We start from the raw sequence: 17,748 nt of genomic DNA, 5'->3' as shown, positions 1-17,748 counted from the left end.
GTGACCGTCTCCACCGCACCCGTCGTCGGGACGAGGACCGCCCGGGAGGCGCTCGACGCCGCCGTCGCACACCTGCGCGGACGCCAGGACCCCGCCGGCTGGTGGAAGGGGGACCTCGACACCAACGTCACGATGGACGCCGAGGACCTGCTGCTGCGCCACGTGCTGGGTCTCTCCGATCCGGCCCGCACGGCGGGGGCGGCCCGCTGGATCCGGTCGCAGCAGCGGGCCGACGGGACCTGGGCGACGTTCCACGGCGGGCCCGGCGACCTGTCCACCACCGTCGAGGCCTGGGTCGCGCTGCGTCTGGCGGGTGACCCCGCCGACGCCCCCGCGATGCGCCGCGCCGCTGCCTTCGTCCGGGGACAGGGCGGGGTGGAGCGGACACGGGTGTTCACCCGCATCTGGCTCGCGCTCGTCGGGCTGTGGAGCTGGGACGACCTGCCGGCCATGCCGCCCGAACTGATCGGGCTGCCGACCTGGTTCCCGCTCAACGTCTCCGACTGGGCGTGCTGGGCGCGCCAGACCGTCGTGCCGTTGACCGTGGTGGCGACCCTGCGGCCGGCCACACCAGTCGCGTTCGGCATCGACGAACTCCGTGTCCCGCAGCCGCCCGCCCGCCGCGCGCCGCTGCTGTCCTGGTCGGGCTTCTTCGAACGCCTCGACGTCGCCCTGCACGCCTACGGACGGGCCGCGCGCCGCGGCCCGCTCGCCGCGGTCCGCCGCGGGGCGATGCGCCGCGCCGCCGAGTGGATCCTGGCCCGCCAGGAGGCCGACGGCGGGTGGGGCGGCATCCAGCCGCCGTGGGTGTACTCAGTGATGGCGCTCGTGCTGCTCGGCTACCCGCGCGACCACCCCGCCGTCGCCGCCGCGCTCGCCGGGCTCGACGGGTTCACGCTGGTCACCGACTCCGACGAGGGCCCCGTGATCCGGCTGGAGGCCTGCCAGTCCCCGGTGTGGGACACCTGCCTCGCGGTGAACGCCCTGCTCGACGCGGGCGTGGCGCCGGACGACCCGGCGGTCGTCGCCGGCGCGACGTGGCTGCTCGACGAGCAGGTCACCGCCGACGGCGACTGGCAGGTGCGCCGCCCGACGCTGCCCTCCGGCGGCTGGGCCTTCGAGTTCGCCAACGACGTCTACCCCGACACCGACGACACCGCCGAGGTGGTCCTCGCCCTGCGCCGCACCGCGCACCCGGACCCGGCGCGACTGCGCGCCGCGGTCGAGCGGGGCGTCGAGTGGATGGCCGGGATGGCGAGCGCCGACGGCGGGTGGGGCGCGTTCGACGCGGACAACGTCAAGACCCTCGTGACGAAGCTGCCGTTCTGCGACTTCGGCGAGGTGATCGACCCGCCGTCGGCCGACGTCACCGCCCACGTCGTCGAGGCCCTCGCGGCCGAGGGACGCGACTGCACGGCCGGGGTGCGGTGGCTGCTCGACCACCAGGAGGCCGACGGGTCGTGGTTCGGCCGCTGGGGCGCGAACCACCTCTACGGCACCGGCGGGGTGGTGCCCGCGCTCGTGGCCGCCGGGGTGGACCCGTCGTCGGGACCGGTCCGGCGAGCCGTGCGCTGGCTGCACGAGCACCAGAACGACGACGGCGGGTGGGGCGAGGACCTGCGCTCCTACCGGGACCCGGCCTGGATCGGGCGTGGCGCGTCGACCCCGTCGCAGACCGCCTGGGCGCTGCTGGCGCTCCTCGCGGCCGGCGACCGCGGGCCGGTCGCCGAACGCGGGGTGGCGTGGCTCGTCGACCACCAGCGACCCGACGGCGGATGGGACGAGGACCAGTTCACCGGCACTGGCTTCCCGGGGGACTTCTACATCGCCTACCACCTCTACCGGGTCGTCTTCCCGGTGTCGGCGCTCGGCCGGTGGGTGCACGCATGATCGTCACGCCCCTGACCGTCGAACGGTGGGCCGTACCCGGCGCCGTCCGGTGTGGCGCCGGTCCCCGTCGGGCCCTCCGCGCGGCCGCCGCGCTGGGAGACCGGCCGCGACTGGTCGCCGGGGTCGCCGGGGCGCTCGTGGACGGGATCGCGCCGGGCGACCTCGTGGTCGCCTCGGCGGTGCGGGGCCCCGACGGCGGGTCGGTGCCGGTCCCGACGGCGGGCGTCCTCGCGTCGGCGTTGCGGGCGGCGGGGCTCACCGTCCACGTCGGGCCGGTGGTGTCGGCCGACCACGTGGTGACCGGGGCCGAGCGGGCCCGCCTCGCGGAACCGCCGGACGTCAGCGGTGGCGCACGGCGGACACCCGATGTCAGCGGTGGCACACCGCTGACATCCGACGTCAGCGGTGGCACACCGCTGACACGGGGCGGTCCCGCCCTCGCCGTCGACACCGAGTCGGCGTGGCTGGTGTCGGACACCGTCCCGTCCGCGGTGGTGCGGGCGATCGTGGACACCCCGCACCATCCGCTGGTGCACCCCGGGACCGTCCGCCGGGGGATCGCCGCGCTCCGATCGTTGCGCCGGGCCGCCCCGGTGCTGCGGGCCTGGTGCGACGCCACGGCGGCACGCGAGGTGCTGCTCGCCGAGCCGCGGTCGTTCTGTGCGGGCGTCGAGCGGGCGATCACGACCGTGGAGGAGGCCCTCGACCGGTACGGCGCGCCGGTCTACGTGCGCCGCCAGATCGTCCACAACACCCACGTCGTCGCCGACCTCGAGCGCCGCGGGGCGGTGTTCGTCCAGGAGGCCGACGAGGTCCCGCCCGGCGCGGTGCTGGTGTTCGCCGCCCACGGGGTGGCCCCCACGGTGCGCCGCACGGCCTCCGAGCGGCACCTGCGGGTGGTGGACGCGACGTGCCCGCTGGTGACGAAGGTCCACGCCGGGGTCCGCCGCCACGCCGACCGCGGCGCGACGGTGTTCCTCATCGGGCACGCCGAGCACGAGGAGGTGGAGGGGACCGTGGGTGAGGGGGCCGAGGCACCCGGCCACGTCGTCGTGGTGGGCAGCGTCGCGGAGGCCGAGACGGTCGACGCCCCCGATCCCGCCCGGGTGGCCACCGCGGTGCAGACCACCCTCGCCGTCGACGAGGCCGAGGCCATCGCCGCCGTGCTGCGCCGACGATTCCCCTCGCTCGCCGAGCCCCGCTCGGCCGACATCTGCTACGCCACCACGAACCGCCAGGCCGCCGTGCGCGCGGTGGCCGGGGAGGCCGACCGCCTCGTCGTCGTCGGATCGCCGAACTCGTCGAACTCGGTGCGCCTGGCCGAGGTCGGCACCCGGGCGGGGACCGACGCCCGCCGCGTCGATCGCTCCGACGAGCTCGACCTCGCCTGGCTCGCCGGTGCCCGTCGCGTCGCCGTCACGGCCGGGGCCTCGGCCCCGGACCACCTGGTCGACGGCGTCGTCGCCGTCCTGCGCGGTCTCGGTCCCGTGACCGTCACCGCCCGACGGACCACCACCGAGGACGTCCGCTTCACCCTCCCGAAGGAAGTGAGCTGAGCAGTGGGATTCCCCCTCCGCCAAAGCATCCGGCTCGGTACCTACCTCATGGCCCAGAAGCTGCGTCGCCGGGAGAAGTTCCCGATCCTCGTCGAGCTCGAGCCGCTGTTCGCCTGCAACCTCAAGTGCGCGGGCTGCGGCAAGATCGCCCAGCCGGCGTCGCTGCTCAAGCAGCGGATGCCGGTGGAGCAGGCGGTCGGCGCCATCGAGGAGGCGGGCGCACCGATGGTCTCGATCGCCGGCGGCGAGCCGCTCATGCACCCGCAGATCGACGAGATCGTGCGGCAGCTGCTGGACCGGAACAAGATCGTCTTCCTGTGCACCAACGCGCTGCTGCTGCCGAAGCACCTGCACCGGTTCTCGCCGCACCGCAACTTCGCCTGGATGGTGCACATCGACGGGCTGCGCGAGCGGCACGACGCCTCGGTGCGCAAGGTCGGCGGGTTCGACGCCGCGGTCGACGCGATCAAGCAGGCCCAGGCGGCCGGGTTCAAGGTCTACACGAACACCACGTTCTTCGACACGGACACCCCGCAGGACGTCATCGACGTCCTCGACTACCTCAACGACGACCTCGGCGTCGACAACATGCAGATCTCCCCCGCCTACGCCTACGAGCGTGCGCCGGACCAGGAGCACTGGCTCGGGGTCGACCAGACCCGCGAGCTCTTCCGCAAGGCGTTCGCCGACGGGCGGCGCAGGAAGTGGCGCCTCAACCACTCGCCGCTGTTCCTCGACTTCCTCGAGGGCAGGCGGGACTTCGACTGCACGGCCTGGGCGATCCCGTCGTACTCGCTGCTCGGGTGGCAGAAGCCCTGCTACCTGCTCGACGACGGGTACGTCGCCACCTACCGCGAGCTCGTCGAGGAGACCGACTGGAACGCCTACGGCCGGGGCCGCAACGAGAAGTGCGAGAACTGCATGGCGCACTGCGGGTACGAACCCTCCGCGGTGTTCGCGACGATGGGCTCGCTCCGGGAGTCCATTCGTGCCGGTCTGGACACGGTGGGTAATTGATCGTCCGTGAAGACCGGGTAAACACGGTGGGGTCTGTCACTACGCGTCATCGCACCGTCTACCGTGGGCCTCGTCCGCTACCCGGTCGAGAGGTCCTGCACCCCCATGGCGCATGTTCCCCCCGTCACCATCCACCTGCCGCACTGGCGGGAGATGGCCCGGCACGCGCTCGTCCCGTTGCTGGAGTCGACGGTGATCCCGCTCGGGCTCTTCGCGGTGCTGCTGCACACCGCCGGGTTCGACGCCGGGCTGTGGGCGGCGCTGTCCTGGTCGGGTCTCGCGATCACGGCCCGGCTGGTCCGCCGGCGGGCGCTCCCGTCGATCCTGCTGCTGTCGACCGCGATCCTCGTGGTCCGCACGGTGGTCGGGCTCTGGACGGGCAGCGCGCTGCTCTACTTCCTGCAGCCGTCCGCGCAGAACTTCCTCTTCGCGGGTGCGTTGCTCGTGACGCTGATCGGGGGTGGGCGCCCGCTGCTCGCACGGCTCGCGGAGGACTTCGTGGCCTTCCCGGACGCGCTGACGTCCCGGCCGAAGGTGCAGCAGTTCTTCCGGCGGGTGTCGCTGCTGTGGGCGGCGGTGTTCGTCGTCAACGGCGTCACCACCGTCACCACGCTCGCGCTCTCCACCGTCGAGGAGTACCTCGTGGTGTCCACGGCGGGGTCCTGGTCGGTGGTCGCGGTCGGCATCGCCATCTCGCTGTGGTGGTTCCGGTCCTCGCTCGCGGGCGAGGGCGTGCGGCTGCGGCTGGGCCCGGCCGCCGCCTAGCAGCGTGCGGCGAGCGCGGTCAGCTCGGCGTCCAGGTCGCGGGCGGAGAAGGCCCGCGCCGCCCGGGCCAGCTCGTCCCGACGACGGGGGTCCGCGGCCAGGGCCGCCACCGCGCGGGCGACGTCGTCCGCCGTCGGGCAGGCGACCGCCAGCCCCGCGTCCGCCAGCGCTCGTGCGGCGGCCCGACCGTGCCCGGGGACCGGCGTCGCGAACAGCACCGGCCGACCCACCGCGAGCGCCTCGGCGGCGATCATGCCGCCGCCGGTCGTCAGCACGAGGTCGGCGGCGGCCATCTCCTCCGGGACCCGGTCGGTCCAGCCGAGCACGCGCAGCCGGAGGTCGTGACGGGCGGTCAGGCGGCGATGCAGATCGTCGTTGCGCCCGGCGAGGACGACCGCCCGCGCACCCGCCGTCAGGACCGCATCGGTGACGGCCTCGAGGGAGCCGAAGCCGAGCGAGCCGCCGGTGACGAGCACCGTGATCCCCCCTCGTGGCAGGAAAGCGTCGAAGCTGTCACCACGTGGCAGCAACGACGCTTTCCTGCCGGCCCCGGACGGGCCGAACCGCGGACCGACCGCCGGCGGGACGACCCGGACGTCCCGGGCGCCGAGCCGACGGGCGTCGGCGGCCGCGGAGTCGAGCATCGTCCAGGTCTCGTCGACGTCGGGCCAGATCCAGAACGGGTGCACGGCCGGGTCGGTCACCACCGCGACCGTGCGGGCCGTCAGCTCGCCCCGGCGGCGCAGGAGCGCCAGCCCGCCGGTGGTCACCGGGTAGGTGCACACGACGAGGTCCGGCGCGTGCGCCCGCAGCACGGGTCGCAGCGATCGGGCGGTCGCCGGGGCGCCGAGCCGTTGGAAGAGCACCGCGACCCGGGGCAGGCGGCCGAGCACGTCGTAGGCGACGCCGTACAGCCCGGGCGCCCACCGCATCACGACCTGGTAGGCCCCGGTCAGCAGCGCCGTGCGCCGCGGTCCGCCGGCGACCGTCTCGACCTCGCTCACCTCGGCATGCGGCCACAGCGTCCGCATCCGGGCCGCGAGCGCCCGGGCGGCCGCGACGTGGCCCTCGCCCACGGGCGCCGACAGGAGCAGGACGCGCAGCGCAGCGGAGCCGGACCCTCGTGGCAGGACGCGCCGTGGTGACCGCACGTCCGCACGCTAACGAGCCGAGCCGGGTGCTGGTCCTCACCGGGTCCATCGGCGCCGGGCACGACGCGGCGGCCGCGGCCGTCGCGGAACGCGTCGCCGCCCGGTGGCCGGCGGCATCCGTGCGGGTCGTCGACGTGCTCGGCGGCTCGGCGACGTCCGAGCGGGTCTACGCGACCTGTGTGCGCACACTGCCGTGGCTCTACGCCCTGCACTACTGGCTGCTCGGGCACGTCGCCGTCTTCCGGGCCGGCACACGCGCGGTCCTCGGTCGCCTCCACGCCCGCGCCGTCGACGCCGCCATGCGCGTCCACCGGCCCGACCTCGTCGTCACCACCGTGCCCGAGGGCGTCGCCGCGCTCGGCCACCTGCGCCGCCGCGGTCGGCTGCCCGTGCCCGCCGTCGTCGTGCCGGCCGACCCGGCCCCGCAGCCGCTGTGGTGCGATGCCGACCTCGACCTGCACCTGGTCACGACGCCGGAGGCGGCCCGCCGGGTCGCCCGGTACGCCCCGGGCGCGCGGGTGGAGCTCGTCGACCACCCCGTCGCCGCCGTCAGGCGCGGCACGGGGCCGCGCACCTCCCGTTCCCGACGACGGGTCTACGTCACCACGGGCTCGCTCGGCTTCGGCGATCTCCCGGGCATCGTCGCTGCCGCGCGGGCGGCCGGGGCCGACGTCGTCACCGCCCACGCCGACCCGGCGGTCCGGGCGCGGCTCGTCGGCCCGGGCGTCGAGGTCCGCCCGTGGATCGACGACCCCGCGGCCGAGCTGCGCTGCGCCGACGCCGTCGTGACCACCGGCGGCGGGGCGAGCTGCTTCGAGGCCCTCGCGTGCGGCACCCCGCTGCTCGTGGTCGACCCGGTGCCCGGGCACGGCCGGGACAACGCGCTCGTCCTCGCCCGCGCCGGGCTCGCCCGCTACTGCCGCACCCACCGCGACCTCACCGCGGCGCTGCGCGGCGACCTCGCGGCCCCGCCCACCTCGACCGCACCCGACCTCGCGGGCGCCGTCGCCTCCGTCCTCGGGACGGCCCGGGCCCCGCTCCGCGCGGAGGACGCCCTGTTCCTCGACGCCGCGACCGGGTCCGTCCCCCAGGTCCTCGGAGCGCGGATCGTCGTGGAGTCCGGTCCCGACGTGGACTGGCCGGCCCTCCTCGCCGAGCGTGTGCTGGACCGGGCGGCCGGCCTGGAGCTGCTCGCCCGACGACTGGTCGGACGGACGTGGGTGCCGGTCGTCCCCGACCCCGCCGACCACCTCGCCTCCACGACGGCCACCGACCCCGACGCGCTCGGCGCCGAGGTCCTCGCCGCGCCCGTCGACCCCCGCGGTACGGGCTGGCGCCTCGTGTCCACGGCGACCGGGCCGCGGGAGGTCACGATCGCCGCGGCGGTCCACCACACCCTCGGCGACGGGCTCGCCGTGACCGACGCCCTGGTGCGGCTGCTGACCGACGAGGCGGCCGCGCTCCCGACGACCCGCCGCGGCGAGCCCGACCCGCACCGGCCCGCCGTCGCGACCCTGCGCGGAGTGGCAGCGCTGGCCGGGCGGGGCTTCGCGGGCCGCCGTCCCCTGCCGCGCGGGAACGGCCGCGGCAACGGGGGCCGGCACGTCGGCCGCGCCTGGGACGCCGCGGCGGTCCGGCGGGCGGCCCGGGCGCACGGGGTGTCGACGACGGTGCTGGCGCTGACGGTGCTGGCCGAGGCCCTCGCGGGCACGGGGGCGCCGACCATCCGGACGATGGTCCCGCTGACCGCCCGGCTCCGCGGCCCGGGCCCCACCGGGGCGGCAGGGAACCGCACGGCCGCCGTCGCGATCGACCTCCCGATCGCCCCGATGCCACCCACCGACCGGCTGGTGCGGGTGGCCGCGGCGCTCACGGCCGCACAGGGATCCGGGCAGGACGACGGGGCGGTCGCGGTGCTGGCCGTGCTGGGCCGGATGCCGGCCGCCGTGCAGCGGGCCTTCGCGCGGCTGACCTACCGGTCGGCGTTCTTCCACCTGCTCGCATCGGTGATGCCGGGCGTGCGACGGCCGTTGCACATCGGCGGCGGACGGGTCCGGCAGGTCGTACCGATCCTGCCGCTCGCGCCCGGCGTCGGGCTCGCGTTCGGCGTGATCGCGTGGGCCGACACGCTCGGGGTCGGCATCACCCTCGGCGACGACGTCGTCGACCCGGCCCTCGACGTCCCCGGACGCGTGGACGCCGCCGTGTCCCGGCTGTGCGGCCCGGCCGGTCTCCGGCCGCGGGAGGAGCATGGGGACGTGACGGTGGGAGGGGCGGTCCGGTGACGGACACGGTGTCGTTGCTGGTCGCCGTGCCCGCGGCCGTGCTGGGGGCGGCGGGCTTCGGCATGTCGAGCGCCGCCCAGCAACGCGCGACCCACGAGGTCCCGATCGCGCCGACCCTCTCCCCCCGGCTGCTCGTCGAGCTGGCGCGCCACCCGTGGTGGTTGCTCGGGCTCGTCACGACGATCCTCGCGCTGGCCATGCAGCTCGTGGCCCTGGCCTTCGGGCCGCTGACGATCGTCCAACCGCTGCTCGTCACCGGCTGCGTGTTCGCCGGGGTGTTCTCGGCGCTGCTCCACCGCCGGGCCCCCGACCGGTGGGTCGTCGGCGGCGGCCTGCTCACCGCCGCCGGGCTCGCCGGGTTCCTCCTGCAGGCCCGACCCGTCGCCGCCGGTCCCGACGCCGAGCACCTCGACGTCACCGACAGCCCGGCGTTCCTCGTCGCCCTCGTCGTGGTGCTCGCGGGCTGTCTGGTCTGGGCCGGCGTCTCGACCCACCCGAGCCGCGTCCTCGCTCTCGCGCTCGGCACCGGCATCCTGTTCGGCGTCACGGCCGCGCTCATGAAGGCGGTGACGACGGCGGTCCGCGGCGGCGCGGGCGAGCTGTTCACCACCCCCGCGCTCTACGCCGCCTGCGTGGTCGGGCCGATGGGGTTCCTGCTCAGCCAGAACACGTTCCAGCAGGGTCGCCTGGTCTCGCCGTCGGTCGCCGTCATCACCACCGTCGACCCGATCGTCGCCGTGTTCGCCGGCATCGCCTGGCTCGGCGAGACGATCGACACCTCCGGCCCGCTGCTGGTCGGCCAGGTCGTCTCCGGGGTGGTCGTGCTGGCCGGGATCGCGTCGGTGACGCTGCGCAGCACGGTCCTGCTGCGGCGCGGCACCGCCCCCGAGGACGCGGCCGTGTGGGAGGGCCGCGACCGGTGACGACGCTCGTCACCGGGGCGTCGTCCGGGATCGGTGCGGCCGTCGCCCGGCGGCTCGCGGGGCGACCGCTCGTCCTCGTGGGCCGCGACGCGGACCGTCTCGACGCGGTGGCCACGGCCACCGGCGGCACGGCGGTCCGGGCGGACCTGACGACCGCCGCAGGCCGCGAGGCGGTCGCCGCGGCCTGTGCCGGCCCCGTCGAGCTCGCCGTCCACGCCGCCGGGGTCGGCGCCTACGCCCCCTTCCCGACGGCGGCCCCGGTCGGACCGCTGCTCGCGGCCGACCTCGAGGCGCCGATCGAGCTGACCCGCGCCCTGTGGCCGGGCCTGGTCGCCGCGCGGGGCCACGTGGTGTTCGTGGCCTCGATCGCCGCGCTCGGCGTCGCGGGCGAGACGACCTACTCGGCGGCGAAAGCCGGGCTCCGGGCCTTCGCCGACGCGCTGCGCCTGGAATCGGACGACGTCGGGGTGACCACCGTGCTGCCCGGGGCCGTCGACACCCCGTTCCTCGCCCGACGCGGCTACGACCGCCGCATCCCGCGTCCCGTGTCACCCGACGTGGTGGCCGATGCCCTCCTGCGCGGCGCCGCCCGGCGTCGGGCGGAGGTGTTCGTGCCGCGGTGGCTCCGGGTGGCGTCGGTCGTGCAGGGCGCGGCGCCCGGGCTCTACCGCCGGTGCGCGCCGCGCTCCTGAGCGCCTAGTGGTGGCCGGTGACGCGCTCCGCCGCGGCGGCGATCCGCTCGTCGGAGGCGGTGAGGGCGATCCGCACGTGCGACCCGCCGTCGGGACCGTAGAACTCCCCCGGCGCGACGAGCACGCCCCGCTCGGCCAGCCACGCCACGGTCGCGCGGCACGGCTCGCCGCGGGTCGCCCACAGGTAGAGCCCGGCCTCGGAGTGCTCGACGGTGAAGCCCGCCTTCTCCAGCGCCGGCCGCAGCACGGCGCGGCGGGCGTCGTAGCGCTGCCGGGTCTCGACCACGTGCAGGTCGTCCGACAGCGCCGCCGTCATCGCCTCCTGCACCGGGCGCGGCACGATCATCCCGGCGTGCTTGCGCACCGCCAGGAGCGACGACACCAGCGCCGGGTCACCCGCGACGAACGCCGCGCGGTAGCCCGCGAGCTGCGAGGTCTTCGACAGCGAGTGCACGGCCAGCAGACCCTGGAGCGACCCGCCGTGGACCCGCGGGTCGAGGACCGAGACCGGGTCGGAGCCCGGGCCCGGCAGACCGAGATAGCACTCGTCGGACGCCACGACCGCGCCCATCGCGCGGGCCTCGGCGACCCGGGCGGCCAACGCCTCGGCCGACAGCACCCGCCCCGTCGGATTCGACGGCGAGTTCAGCCAGACCAGGCGCGTGCCGGGCGGCAGCGAGCCCTCGTCGGGAACCCGGACCGCCTCGGCGCCCGCCAGCAAGGCGCCGACCTCGTAGGTCGGGTACGCCAGCGACGGGATCGCGACGGTCGCCCCGCGCAGGCCGAGCAGCGTCGGCAGCCACGCGACCAGTTCCTTCGACCCGATCGTGGGCAGCACCGCGTCCGCCTCGAGCCCGGTCACGCCGAAGCGCCGCGCGAGCGCCTCGACGACGGCGAGTCGCAACGCCGGCGTGCCGTGCGTCTGCGGGTAGCCCGGCGAGTTCCAGGCCTCCCGCAGGGCGGTCGCGACGACGGCGGGCACCGGGTCGACCGGGGTGCCCACGGAGAGGTCGACGACGCCGTCGGGGTGCGACCGCGCCGTCGCCGTCTCCGCGGCGAGACTGTCCCAGGGGAAGTCCGGAAGGGGTGGGACGCTCACTCGCCCTGCGGCGGGAGGCTCGGCACCGGGCCGGCGTCCTTGTCGGTCTTGCCGACCTTCGAGGCACCGCCCGGCGACCCCAGCTCGTCGAAGAAGTCGACGTTGGCCTGGGTGTAGACGGACCACTGGTCCGGCACGTCGTCCTCGTAGTAGATGGCCTCGACCGGACACACCGGCTCACAGGCACCGCAGTCGACGCACTCGTCGGGGTGGATGTACATCATCCGCCCGCCCTCGTAGATGCAGTCGACGGGGCACTCCTCGATGCACGCCTTGTCGAGCACGTCCACACACGGTTCGGCGATCACGTACGTCACGTCGGCTCCTGCTCCCTACTCAGCTCGAGTGTCCTCACCACCGGGCCGGTGGTGGTCGGCCCGCACACGGCGATGAAACGCCCCCGCAGTATTCCGTTCGACGGCGCGCCGTGCCCGGGCGGGTCGCCCGTCCCACGACGTGTCAGGCGCCACATCCGTCGCGAACCGGTCGGCGCGGCTACCCGTGCTCCCGGGCCACCCACGCGGCCGCGTGCTTCGCGGCCCGCTTGAGGCCCGACCGCTCGGCCTTGTAGGCGCCGAACGCGCCGACCACGGGCAGGTTGGCGACGGCCCGCCAGAAGCGGCGTCCCTGCGGCCGGCGGCCGAGTTCGTCGTGCAGCGCGAACAGCGAGCGCCCCATCCGCCACACCGCGCGGGCGAGCGACCGCAGCCGGCTGTCGCCGGAGTGCTCGCGGTGCAGGTCGCCGGTGAGGTCGGCCGCGTCGCGCTCGACCTGGTCGCCGTGGGCGTCGCCCTCCGGGGCCAGGTCGCGCTCGAACAGCACCGCGGCGAGGAGGCGGACCTGCTCGTCGCGGTCGGTCACCCCGTGCTCGCCCGCGATCGCACAGACGACCAGCCCCTGGGCGGACAGGCCGAGGATGTCCGACACGGGCAGCCGCCGGGCCAGGGCCCCGCCGATGCCCGGGATCGCCGCGATCGCCGAGGTGAACCGGCCGACCCGGCCGACCCACCACTGGTCCCGCTCCTCGTGCGACATCACGGCCCACCGCGGCGTGCCGGGCAGGCGTGAGGTGGCGAGGCGGTCGAGCACGCGGCTGCGCAACCGGCGGACGGTCCGGCCGAGCTTCCCGATCCGACCCTTCGCCGGCGGTTCCTCCGGCGCGGGCCCCTCCAGCTCCAGGGCACGGCGCTGGGCGAGCTTGCCCAGCCGGAACGGGTCGGCGTCCCGGAGCCCGGAGAGCACCGGGCCGGTGGCGGCCACGAACGGGCGCAGCACGCTGATCATGTACTCGTCGGAGACGGCGGCCATGCCCGCCTCATGCCCGAATGCGGGGGTGGCCACACCGCATGCCGTGGGTCACAGTGAGGTGGTGGACATCCGGGCGAACGCGGTGCGGGCAGCGGTCGGCCCGCACCTCACCGCGCTCGGCGCGCACTACGGCGCCTGCCGGGGCGGTGCGGTCTCGTGGTGGTTCCCCGCCTCCGGACGGCGCGAACGCCGCCTGCTCTTCCGGCCGCTGGAGGGACTCGACGAGTGGGAGGTCGAGTACGCCGAGCACTCCGCCGACGGGCGGCGCGTGCTGCGACACGGGTCGCGCACGGTGCGCACCTCCCACGCCGGGCTCGCCGCGGCCGTGGACGAGCTCGTCGGCCGCGACCTCCCCCGGCGGCGCGGGGAGCACCTTCCCGACGTCGGGTCGGGGCCGGTCGTCATGGACGGTGCGGCTCCCGGTCCGCGCGCGGCCGCCGCAGCCGCCGCGGCCCACCGGCCACCTCCCCCGCCCCGGTCGGTCCGCGTGGGCGACGGGGTGCTGGGCATGGTCGTCGCCGTGGCCCTGCTCGCCGCGTGCCGGATCGACATCGACCTGGCGCCGAACATCGCGGCGGTCGCCGTGCCGATGTTGGGCATCTCGGCGGTGTGGACGCTGATCGGGCTGTCCGGGGCGGAGCACCGGCGCCGCTGATCCCGCAGCGGTGCGTCCCGCACCCGGCCCGACTCCTGCGCGTCCCGCACACACCTCGGTCGGCCCGGCACCCGACCTGGAGGACCCCGACGCGCCACGCACACAGGTCGCGCCGGCACGCGTCGGTCGGACGGGTCGCGCCGGCGTCGGTGGCGGGGTGTGTGCGTCCCGCGTCGGGGTCACCGACATCGGTCCGCCGATCGCCCCGAGTGTGTGCGTGCGGCGCACGGCTGGGCGGCGTATCCCCGCGGGCCTGCTCTCGTCGCGGCCTTCGAACGTCGACCCGTCGCCCGGTCGTTCTGATTGACCCCGACGAGGCCGGCGGGCGGCGGCCGCAGACCACGACAGGACGCAGGCGCGGCGGCCCACGGCGACCTCAGGCCGCGACGTCCCCCGACGGCGACGGGCGTACGGGACGGCTCGCGATCCAGACCCCCGGGAACAGGCCGGCGGCGATGAACACGAGCGCCCGCCAGTCGGGCGGGAACGTCCCGCTCCCGGCCGGGCCCCAGAAGCCGAACACGACGACCACGAGGAACCAGGTCACGAGCGGCGCGAAGACCAGCCGCGACCCGGGGAAGCAGCGGTCGACCACGCGCACCGCGAGCGGGGTCGTCACCGCCGCCACCAGGATCGACACCGGCAGCAGGACCGACCCCACCGTCAGGGTCAGCCACGCCACCTCGGTGAACGCGAGCAGGGCGACGTCGAGCAGGACGACCGCGAGGACCAGCACCCTCACGCCGAGAGCGCCGCCAACCCCCTATCGGCGTGCTCCCCTCGATCTCGGTCGGGACCCCGCAGCAGCACGAAGCCCTCGACCCCGACGACCGGCTGCGCCAGCTCGTTGGAGAGCGCGTAGGCCGGCGGTTCGGACCCGTCGTCGAGCACGGTGATCTGGGTGGCGTGCGCCCGGAGCGCAGCGAGCTTGCGCACCCGCGCGGGACCGAGCTCGACCCGCACGGTGACGACGTCGTCGGGGACCGTCGGCAGGCCGCTGACGTCCGGCACCGGCAGCCCGAGCCAGGGACGCCGGCGCAGGGACGCGAGACCGCGCTCGACGTCGCCGCGGGGCGAGACCGCCGCGTACAGCGCGACCCGCTGCCCGAGCGGGTCGATCCGTTCCACGGCGCCGCCGGTGATCTCGTGGGCGCGGACGTGGTCGGGGTGGCCGTAGCCGCCCGAGGCGTCGTAGCTGATGACGACGTCGGGCTCGGTCTCGGTCAGGATCTCCACGAGCTGGTGGACCTGGAGGTCGACGTCCGCCCGCGTCGCGAACGCACCCTCGGACAGGTGGGCCGGGGCAGCCGCCCGGATGCCCTCGCCGGTGGAGACCATGCCCGAGTCGTGCCAGCGTCCCTCCTCGCCGAGGAACCGGTGGTCGGTGACGCCGAGCGCGGCGCACGCGGCGGCGAGCTCCTTCGCCCGGTACTGCGCGAGCTCGGGGGACCCCTCGAGGTACTTCAGCTCCGGCGGGATCACCTCGCCGAGCTCGCCGAGCGTGCAGGTGACGAGCGTGACGTCCCACCCGGCGTCGACCGCGCGGGCCATGAGCCCACCGCACGTGATCGTCTCGTCGTCCGGGTGGGCGTGGACCAGCACCATGCGGCTCACTCGGTCCGGTCCTCCTCCGGGAGGTCCCCCAGCGTCGCGAAGGCTCCGAGGATCGGCTCGACGTCGCCCTTGGTGGTCCACGACCGGATCTGGTCCGCGGAGCGCCGGGCGAGCGAGGCGCGGTGCAGCTCGAACTCGTCGGCGTGCAGCACGACGTCGGCCTGCTGCGGGTCGCCGTCGTCGGACGCCCAGGACCACTGCTTCCCGACGAGGCCCAGGGTCGTCCCCTCGGGCAGCCCGGCGCCGACGCGGGGCGCGAAGCGGTCGCGGATCAGCGCCACCCCGCCGGAGTCCTTGCCGCCGGGCACGCCGAGGGCGCCGCGGAGGTCCTGCTCGTGGATGATCACGTCCCCGAGCGGACGGGGGCCGTGCTCCCGCATCCACGCCCGCAGCGGCTCGGCGGTCGCGCGCCACTCCTCGATCAGCTGCGTCACCGAGTGGCCACGGCGGGCCTCGACCTGCTTCGCGGTCCAGGTCTCGTTGTGGTCGTCGGGCTCGTCGCCCGCGACCACGTCGGTGCCGAGCCCGACCATGTGGCTGAACAGGTCGCGCACCGTCCAGTCCGGGCAGGCCGGCACGTGCCGCTCCACCTGCTCCTCGGTGGCGTCCTCCAGCAGCGCGATGACGCGCTCCTGGGCCTTGCTCCACTCCTCGATCGGGTCCACACCGGTCATCGTGCCTCACTCCTCCGGGAGCTCGTCGCGCAGCAGCGGGGAGAACACGACGGGGACGGCCGCCACGACCGTCACCGCCACGGCCACCCACAGCACGGGGACCAGCCCGAGAGCACCCGCGAGGGCTCCGCCGAGCAGGGCGCCGACCGGCGGCGTCCCGAACACGAGCGTGCGGATGGAGGCGTTCATCCGGCCGAGCAGTTCGGGCGGGCAGGTGCGCTGTCGCATGCTCACCTGGGCGACGTTGTAGGCGACGGCCGCGAACGCCGCCCCGGCCGCCGACACGGCGAGCAGGACGGCCCCGTGCGCCACGGGGGTCAGGGCGACGGACGGCACCTCGAGCAGCGCGGCCAGCGGCACGACCCGGCCCTGCCCGACGAGGTCGGCGAGCCGACCCGCGGTGAGGGCGCCGAGCACCCCGCCGACCGCCCCGACCGACAGCACGATCCCGAGCGTCGACGGCGACAGTCCGAGGGTGCGCAGCGCGAACAGCACGACGACGGCCTCCCGCAGCCCGGAGGCGAGGTTGATCCCCGCGGTGCACAGGGTGATCCGTCGGATCACCGGGTGTCCGACGACGTAGCGGAGGCCCTCCGCGATCTCGCGCAGCAGCGCCCGTCGCCCGCTACCGGGTGGGCGGGCCGGCGCCGGCACGCGCCGGAGGAACACCGCCGAGAGCAGGAAGCTCGCCACGTCGGCGAGCAGCGCCGCCGGCGCCGACACCACCCGGAGGAGCAGACCGCCGAGACCCGGCCCGGCGACCTCCGCGGCGGACGCGCCCGTCATGAGCACGGAGTTGGCGCGGACCAGGTCGTCACGGTCGACGAGGGCGGGCAGGATGCTCTGCGCCGCGACGTCGGCGAACACCGTGGCGACGCCCACGGCGAAGGCGACCGCGACGGCCTGGGCGAGACCGAGCCCGCCGAACCAGGCGACGAGCGGCAACGTGACCAGCAGGCCCGCTCGGAGGAGGTCGCAGACGACCATCACCCGCCGCGGTCGCCAGCGGTCGACCAACGCCCCCGCGGGCAGCCCCACCACCAGGAACGGGACCGTGCCCGCGGCGGCGAGCACGCCCATCTCCCACGGGGTCGCCGCCAGCACGGTCGCGGCGAGCACCGGCAGCACGAGCACGCTGACCTGGCTGCCGACCTCGCTGACGGTCGCCGAGGTGACCAGCGGGGTGAAACCCGGTCGCCCCCACACGCTCACCGCGGCACCCTCGGCCGATGATCGAGGTTCCCGCCGAGGCCCGGCGCCGGATGGCCCGCCGGCACGGCGACGACGTCGAAGCGTGGCTCGACGGCGTCCCGGCGCTGGTCGCGCGGCTGGCCCGGCGCTGGCGGGTGACGCCCGACGGCGCGGTGCTCTCCGGCAACTCCGGCCTCGTGGTCCCGGCCGACCGGGGCGTCCTGAAGCTGACACCCGACGTCATGATCGCGGCCACCGAGGCGGCGGCGCTGCAGTACTGGGCGCCCTGCCGGCACGTCGTGAACCTGCTCGACCACGACGACGGGGCGCTGCTGCTCGGCCGCGTGCGGCCGGGCACCGCCCTGCCGTCCGAGACCGGCGCCCTCGACGTCGTGCCGGCGCTGCGCGACCTGATGACGGCGGAGGGCCCGCTCCCGGACCTGCCCCCGCTCGGGGCGCGGATCGCGTTCTGGCTGGGCCGGGTGCGGGAGCAGGTCGTCGACGAGGCCCTCGACGACCGCATCCCGCTCGGACGCCTCGACGACGCCGCGCACCGGGCGGCCGCGCTCGGGGCGGAGCGCGGTCACCACGGCGTGGTCCACGGCGACCTGCACCCGGCGAACCTGCTCGCGGGACCGGACGGCGCCGTCGTCATCGACCCGCGTCCGCACCTCGGCGACCGCACCTTCGACCTCGTCGACCTCGTCCTGCTCGACCCCGACGCCCTCGACGGGACCGTCGAGGGCCTCGCCCGGGAGCTCGACGGCGTGGACCCGGACCGGCTGCACGCCTGGTGCCACGCCCTGGCCCCGGCGAACGCCGTGGCGGCGCTCCGGACCGCCCCTGATGCCCCTCACACGGCGGCGCTGGTCCGACTGGCGCAGCGCTCCGGATGAACGAACGGCACCCTCGCGCACGGAGATGCTGC

General features: G+C 75.8%; 17 protein-coding genes. 9 read left to right on the top strand and 8 right to left on the bottom strand.

Going from position 1 to position 17,748, the window contains the following annotated elements; translation table 11 throughout:
* The 4 genes from shc (at nt 1) to QSK00_RS19490 (ending at nt 5,228) form a co-directional block, all read left to right on the top strand.
* On the top strand, nt 1–1,890 hold the full coding sequence (gene shc, locus QSK00_RS19505; RefSeq protein ID WP_285593115.1) for a squalene--hopene cyclase: 1,890 nt from the start codon (nt 1–3) through the stop codon (nt 1,888–1,890).
* The gene (gene ispH, locus QSK00_RS19500) at nt 1,887–3,446 is read left to right on the top strand and encodes a 4-hydroxy-3-methylbut-2-enyl diphosphate reductase (protein WP_285593113.1); all 1,560 of its coding nucleotides are present in this window, start codon (nt 1,887–1,889) and stop codon (nt 3,444–3,446) included. The genes shc and ispH overlap by 4 nt, the downstream gene beginning before the upstream one ends.
* A gap of 3 nt (nt 3,447–3,449) precedes the next feature.
* On the top strand, nt 3,450–4,463 hold the full coding sequence (gene hpnH / locus QSK00_RS19495) for an adenosyl-hopene transferase HpnH (protein WP_285593111.1): 1,014 nt from the start codon (nt 3,450–3,452) through the stop codon (nt 4,461–4,463).
* 105 nt (nt 4,464–4,568) lie between these two features.
* Complete coding sequence (locus QSK00_RS19490) at nt 4,569–5,228, top strand: VC0807 family protein (RefSeq protein WP_285593108.1); 660 nt, start codon at nt 4,569–4,571, stop codon at nt 5,226–5,228.
* On the opposite strand, the gene QSK00_RS19485 is transcribed toward QSK00_RS19490, so the two are convergent.
* On the bottom strand, nt 5,225–6,379 hold the full coding sequence (locus QSK00_RS19485; RefSeq protein ID WP_285593106.1) for an MGDG synthase family glycosyltransferase: 1,155 nt from the start codon (nt 6,377–6,379) through the stop codon (nt 5,225–5,227). The two genes, QSK00_RS19490 and QSK00_RS19485, sit on opposite strands and share 4 nt — an antisense overlap.
* A 26-nt stretch (nt 6,380–6,405) precedes the next feature.
* On the opposite strand from QSK00_RS19485, the gene QSK00_RS19480 reads away from it, so the two are divergent.
* Genes QSK00_RS19480 through QSK00_RS19470 form a run of 3 tightly spaced genes read left to right on the top strand, consistent with a single transcriptional unit; the run spans nt 6,406 to nt 10,279 of the window.
* Nucleotides 6,406–8,664: a WS/DGAT domain-containing protein gene (locus QSK00_RS19480; RefSeq protein ID WP_285593104.1), complete on the top strand. Its 2,259-nt coding sequence runs from the start codon at nt 6,406–6,408 to the stop codon at nt 8,662–8,664.
* Nucleotides 8,661–9,587 carry a DMT family transporter gene (locus QSK00_RS19475; RefSeq protein ID WP_285593100.1) on the top strand — a complete coding sequence of 309 codons (927 nt, stop codon included), beginning with the start codon at nt 8,661–8,663 and terminating at the stop codon, nt 9,585–9,587. The genes QSK00_RS19480 and QSK00_RS19475 overlap by 4 nt, the downstream gene beginning before the upstream one ends.
* Entirely contained in the window at nt 9,584–10,279 is a 696-nt protein-coding gene (locus QSK00_RS19470; RefSeq protein ID WP_285593097.1) for an SDR family NAD(P)-dependent oxidoreductase, read from the top strand. Before QSK00_RS19475 ends, QSK00_RS19470 begins: the two co-directional genes overlap by 4 nt.
* 4 nt (nt 10,280–10,283) lie before the next feature.
* On the opposite strand, the gene dapC is transcribed toward QSK00_RS19470, so the two are convergent.
* The 3 genes from dapC to QSK00_RS19455 all read right to left on the bottom strand — a co-directional run bounded on the left by dapC (nt 10,284) and on the right by QSK00_RS19455 (nt 12,719).
* The gene (gene dapC / locus QSK00_RS19465; RefSeq protein WP_285593095.1) at nt 10,284–11,378 is read right to left on the bottom strand and encodes a succinyldiaminopimelate transaminase; all 1,095 of its coding nucleotides are present in this window, start codon (nt 11,376–11,378) and stop codon (nt 10,284–10,286) included.
* A complete protein-coding gene (gene fdxA / locus QSK00_RS19460) occupies nt 11,375–11,695 on the bottom strand; it encodes a ferredoxin (RefSeq protein WP_179796706.1) in 321 nt (106 codons plus the stop codon). The genes dapC and fdxA overlap by 4 nt, the downstream gene beginning before the upstream one ends.
* A gap of 178 nt (nt 11,696–11,873) precedes the next feature.
* The gene (locus QSK00_RS19455) at nt 11,874–12,719 is read right to left on the bottom strand and encodes a hypothetical protein (RefSeq protein ID WP_285593094.1); all 846 of its coding nucleotides are present in this window, start codon (nt 12,717–12,719) and stop codon (nt 11,874–11,876) included.
* 10 nt (nt 12,720–12,729) lie between these two features.
* Between QSK00_RS19455 and QSK00_RS19450 the strand changes: the two genes are divergently transcribed.
* Entirely contained in the window at nt 12,730–13,341 is a 612-nt protein-coding gene (locus tag QSK00_RS19450) for a hypothetical protein (RefSeq protein WP_285593093.1), read from the top strand.
* A 376-nt stretch (nt 13,342–13,717) separates the two neighbouring features.
* Here the strand turns inward: QSK00_RS19450 and QSK00_RS19445 are convergent, their stop codons facing one another.
* Genes QSK00_RS19445 through QSK00_RS19430 form a run of 4 tightly spaced genes read right to left on the bottom strand, consistent with a single transcriptional unit; the run spans nt 13,718 to nt 16,841 of the window.
* Nucleotides 13,718–14,083, bottom strand: a complete 366-nt coding sequence (locus tag QSK00_RS19445; RefSeq protein ID WP_285593092.1) for a hypothetical protein — start codon at nt 14,081–14,083, stop codon at nt 13,718–13,720.
* Entirely contained in the window at nt 14,080–14,946 is an 867-nt protein-coding gene (mshB, locus tag QSK00_RS19440; RefSeq protein ID WP_285593517.1) for an N-acetyl-1-D-myo-inositol-2-amino-2-deoxy-alpha-D-glucopyranoside deacetylase, read from the bottom strand. Before mshB ends, QSK00_RS19445 begins: the two co-directional genes overlap by 4 nt.
* Nucleotides 14,947–14,951: 5 nt before the next feature.
* Nucleotides 14,952–15,629 carry a maleylpyruvate isomerase family mycothiol-dependent enzyme gene (locus QSK00_RS19435; protein WP_285593088.1) on the bottom strand — a complete coding sequence of 226 codons (678 nt, stop codon included), beginning with the start codon at nt 15,627–15,629 and terminating at the stop codon, nt 14,952–14,954.
* Nucleotides 15,630–15,635: 6 nt separating this feature from the next.
* Entirely contained in the window at nt 15,636–16,841 is a 1,206-nt protein-coding gene (locus tag QSK00_RS19430; RefSeq protein WP_285593087.1) for an MFS transporter, read from the bottom strand.
* A 17-nt stretch (nt 16,842–16,858) separates the two neighbouring features.
* Between QSK00_RS19430 and QSK00_RS19425 the strand changes: the two genes are divergently transcribed.
* Complete coding sequence (locus tag QSK00_RS19425; protein WP_285593085.1) at nt 16,859–17,716, top strand: aminoglycoside phosphotransferase family protein; 858 nt, start codon at nt 16,859–16,861, stop codon at nt 17,714–17,716.
* Nucleotides 17,717–17,748 lie beyond the last annotated feature (32 nt).

Source organism: Actinomycetospora sp. NBRC 106378 (assembly GCF_030269685.1).
In the GTDB taxonomy this organism is placed as follows: domain Bacteria; phylum Actinomycetota; class Actinomycetes; order Mycobacteriales; family Pseudonocardiaceae; genus Actinomycetospora.
This window is presented reverse-complemented; position numbering and strand designations above follow the sequence as displayed.

Excerpts from the sequence above, each read along its gene's own strand:
- ispH (WP_285593113.1), top strand. The coding sequence starts at position 1,887 with ATGATCGTCACGCCCCTGACCGTCGAACGGTGGGCCGTACCCGGCGCC.
- QSK00_RS19490 (WP_285593108.1), top strand. The coding sequence starts at position 4,569 with ATGGCGCATGTTCCCCCCGTCACCATCCACCTGCCGCACTGGCGGGAG.
- mshB (WP_285593517.1), bottom strand. The coding sequence starts at position 14,946 with ATGGTGCTGGTCCACGCCCACCCGGACGACGAGACGATCACGTGCGGT.
- QSK00_RS19435 (WP_285593088.1), bottom strand. The coding sequence starts at position 15,629 with ATGACCGGTGTGGACCCGATCGAGGAGTGGAGCAAGGCCCAGGAGCGC.
- QSK00_RS19425 (WP_285593085.1), top strand. The coding sequence starts at position 16,859 with ATGATCGAGGTTCCCGCCGAGGCCCGGCGCCGGATGGCCCGCCGGCAC.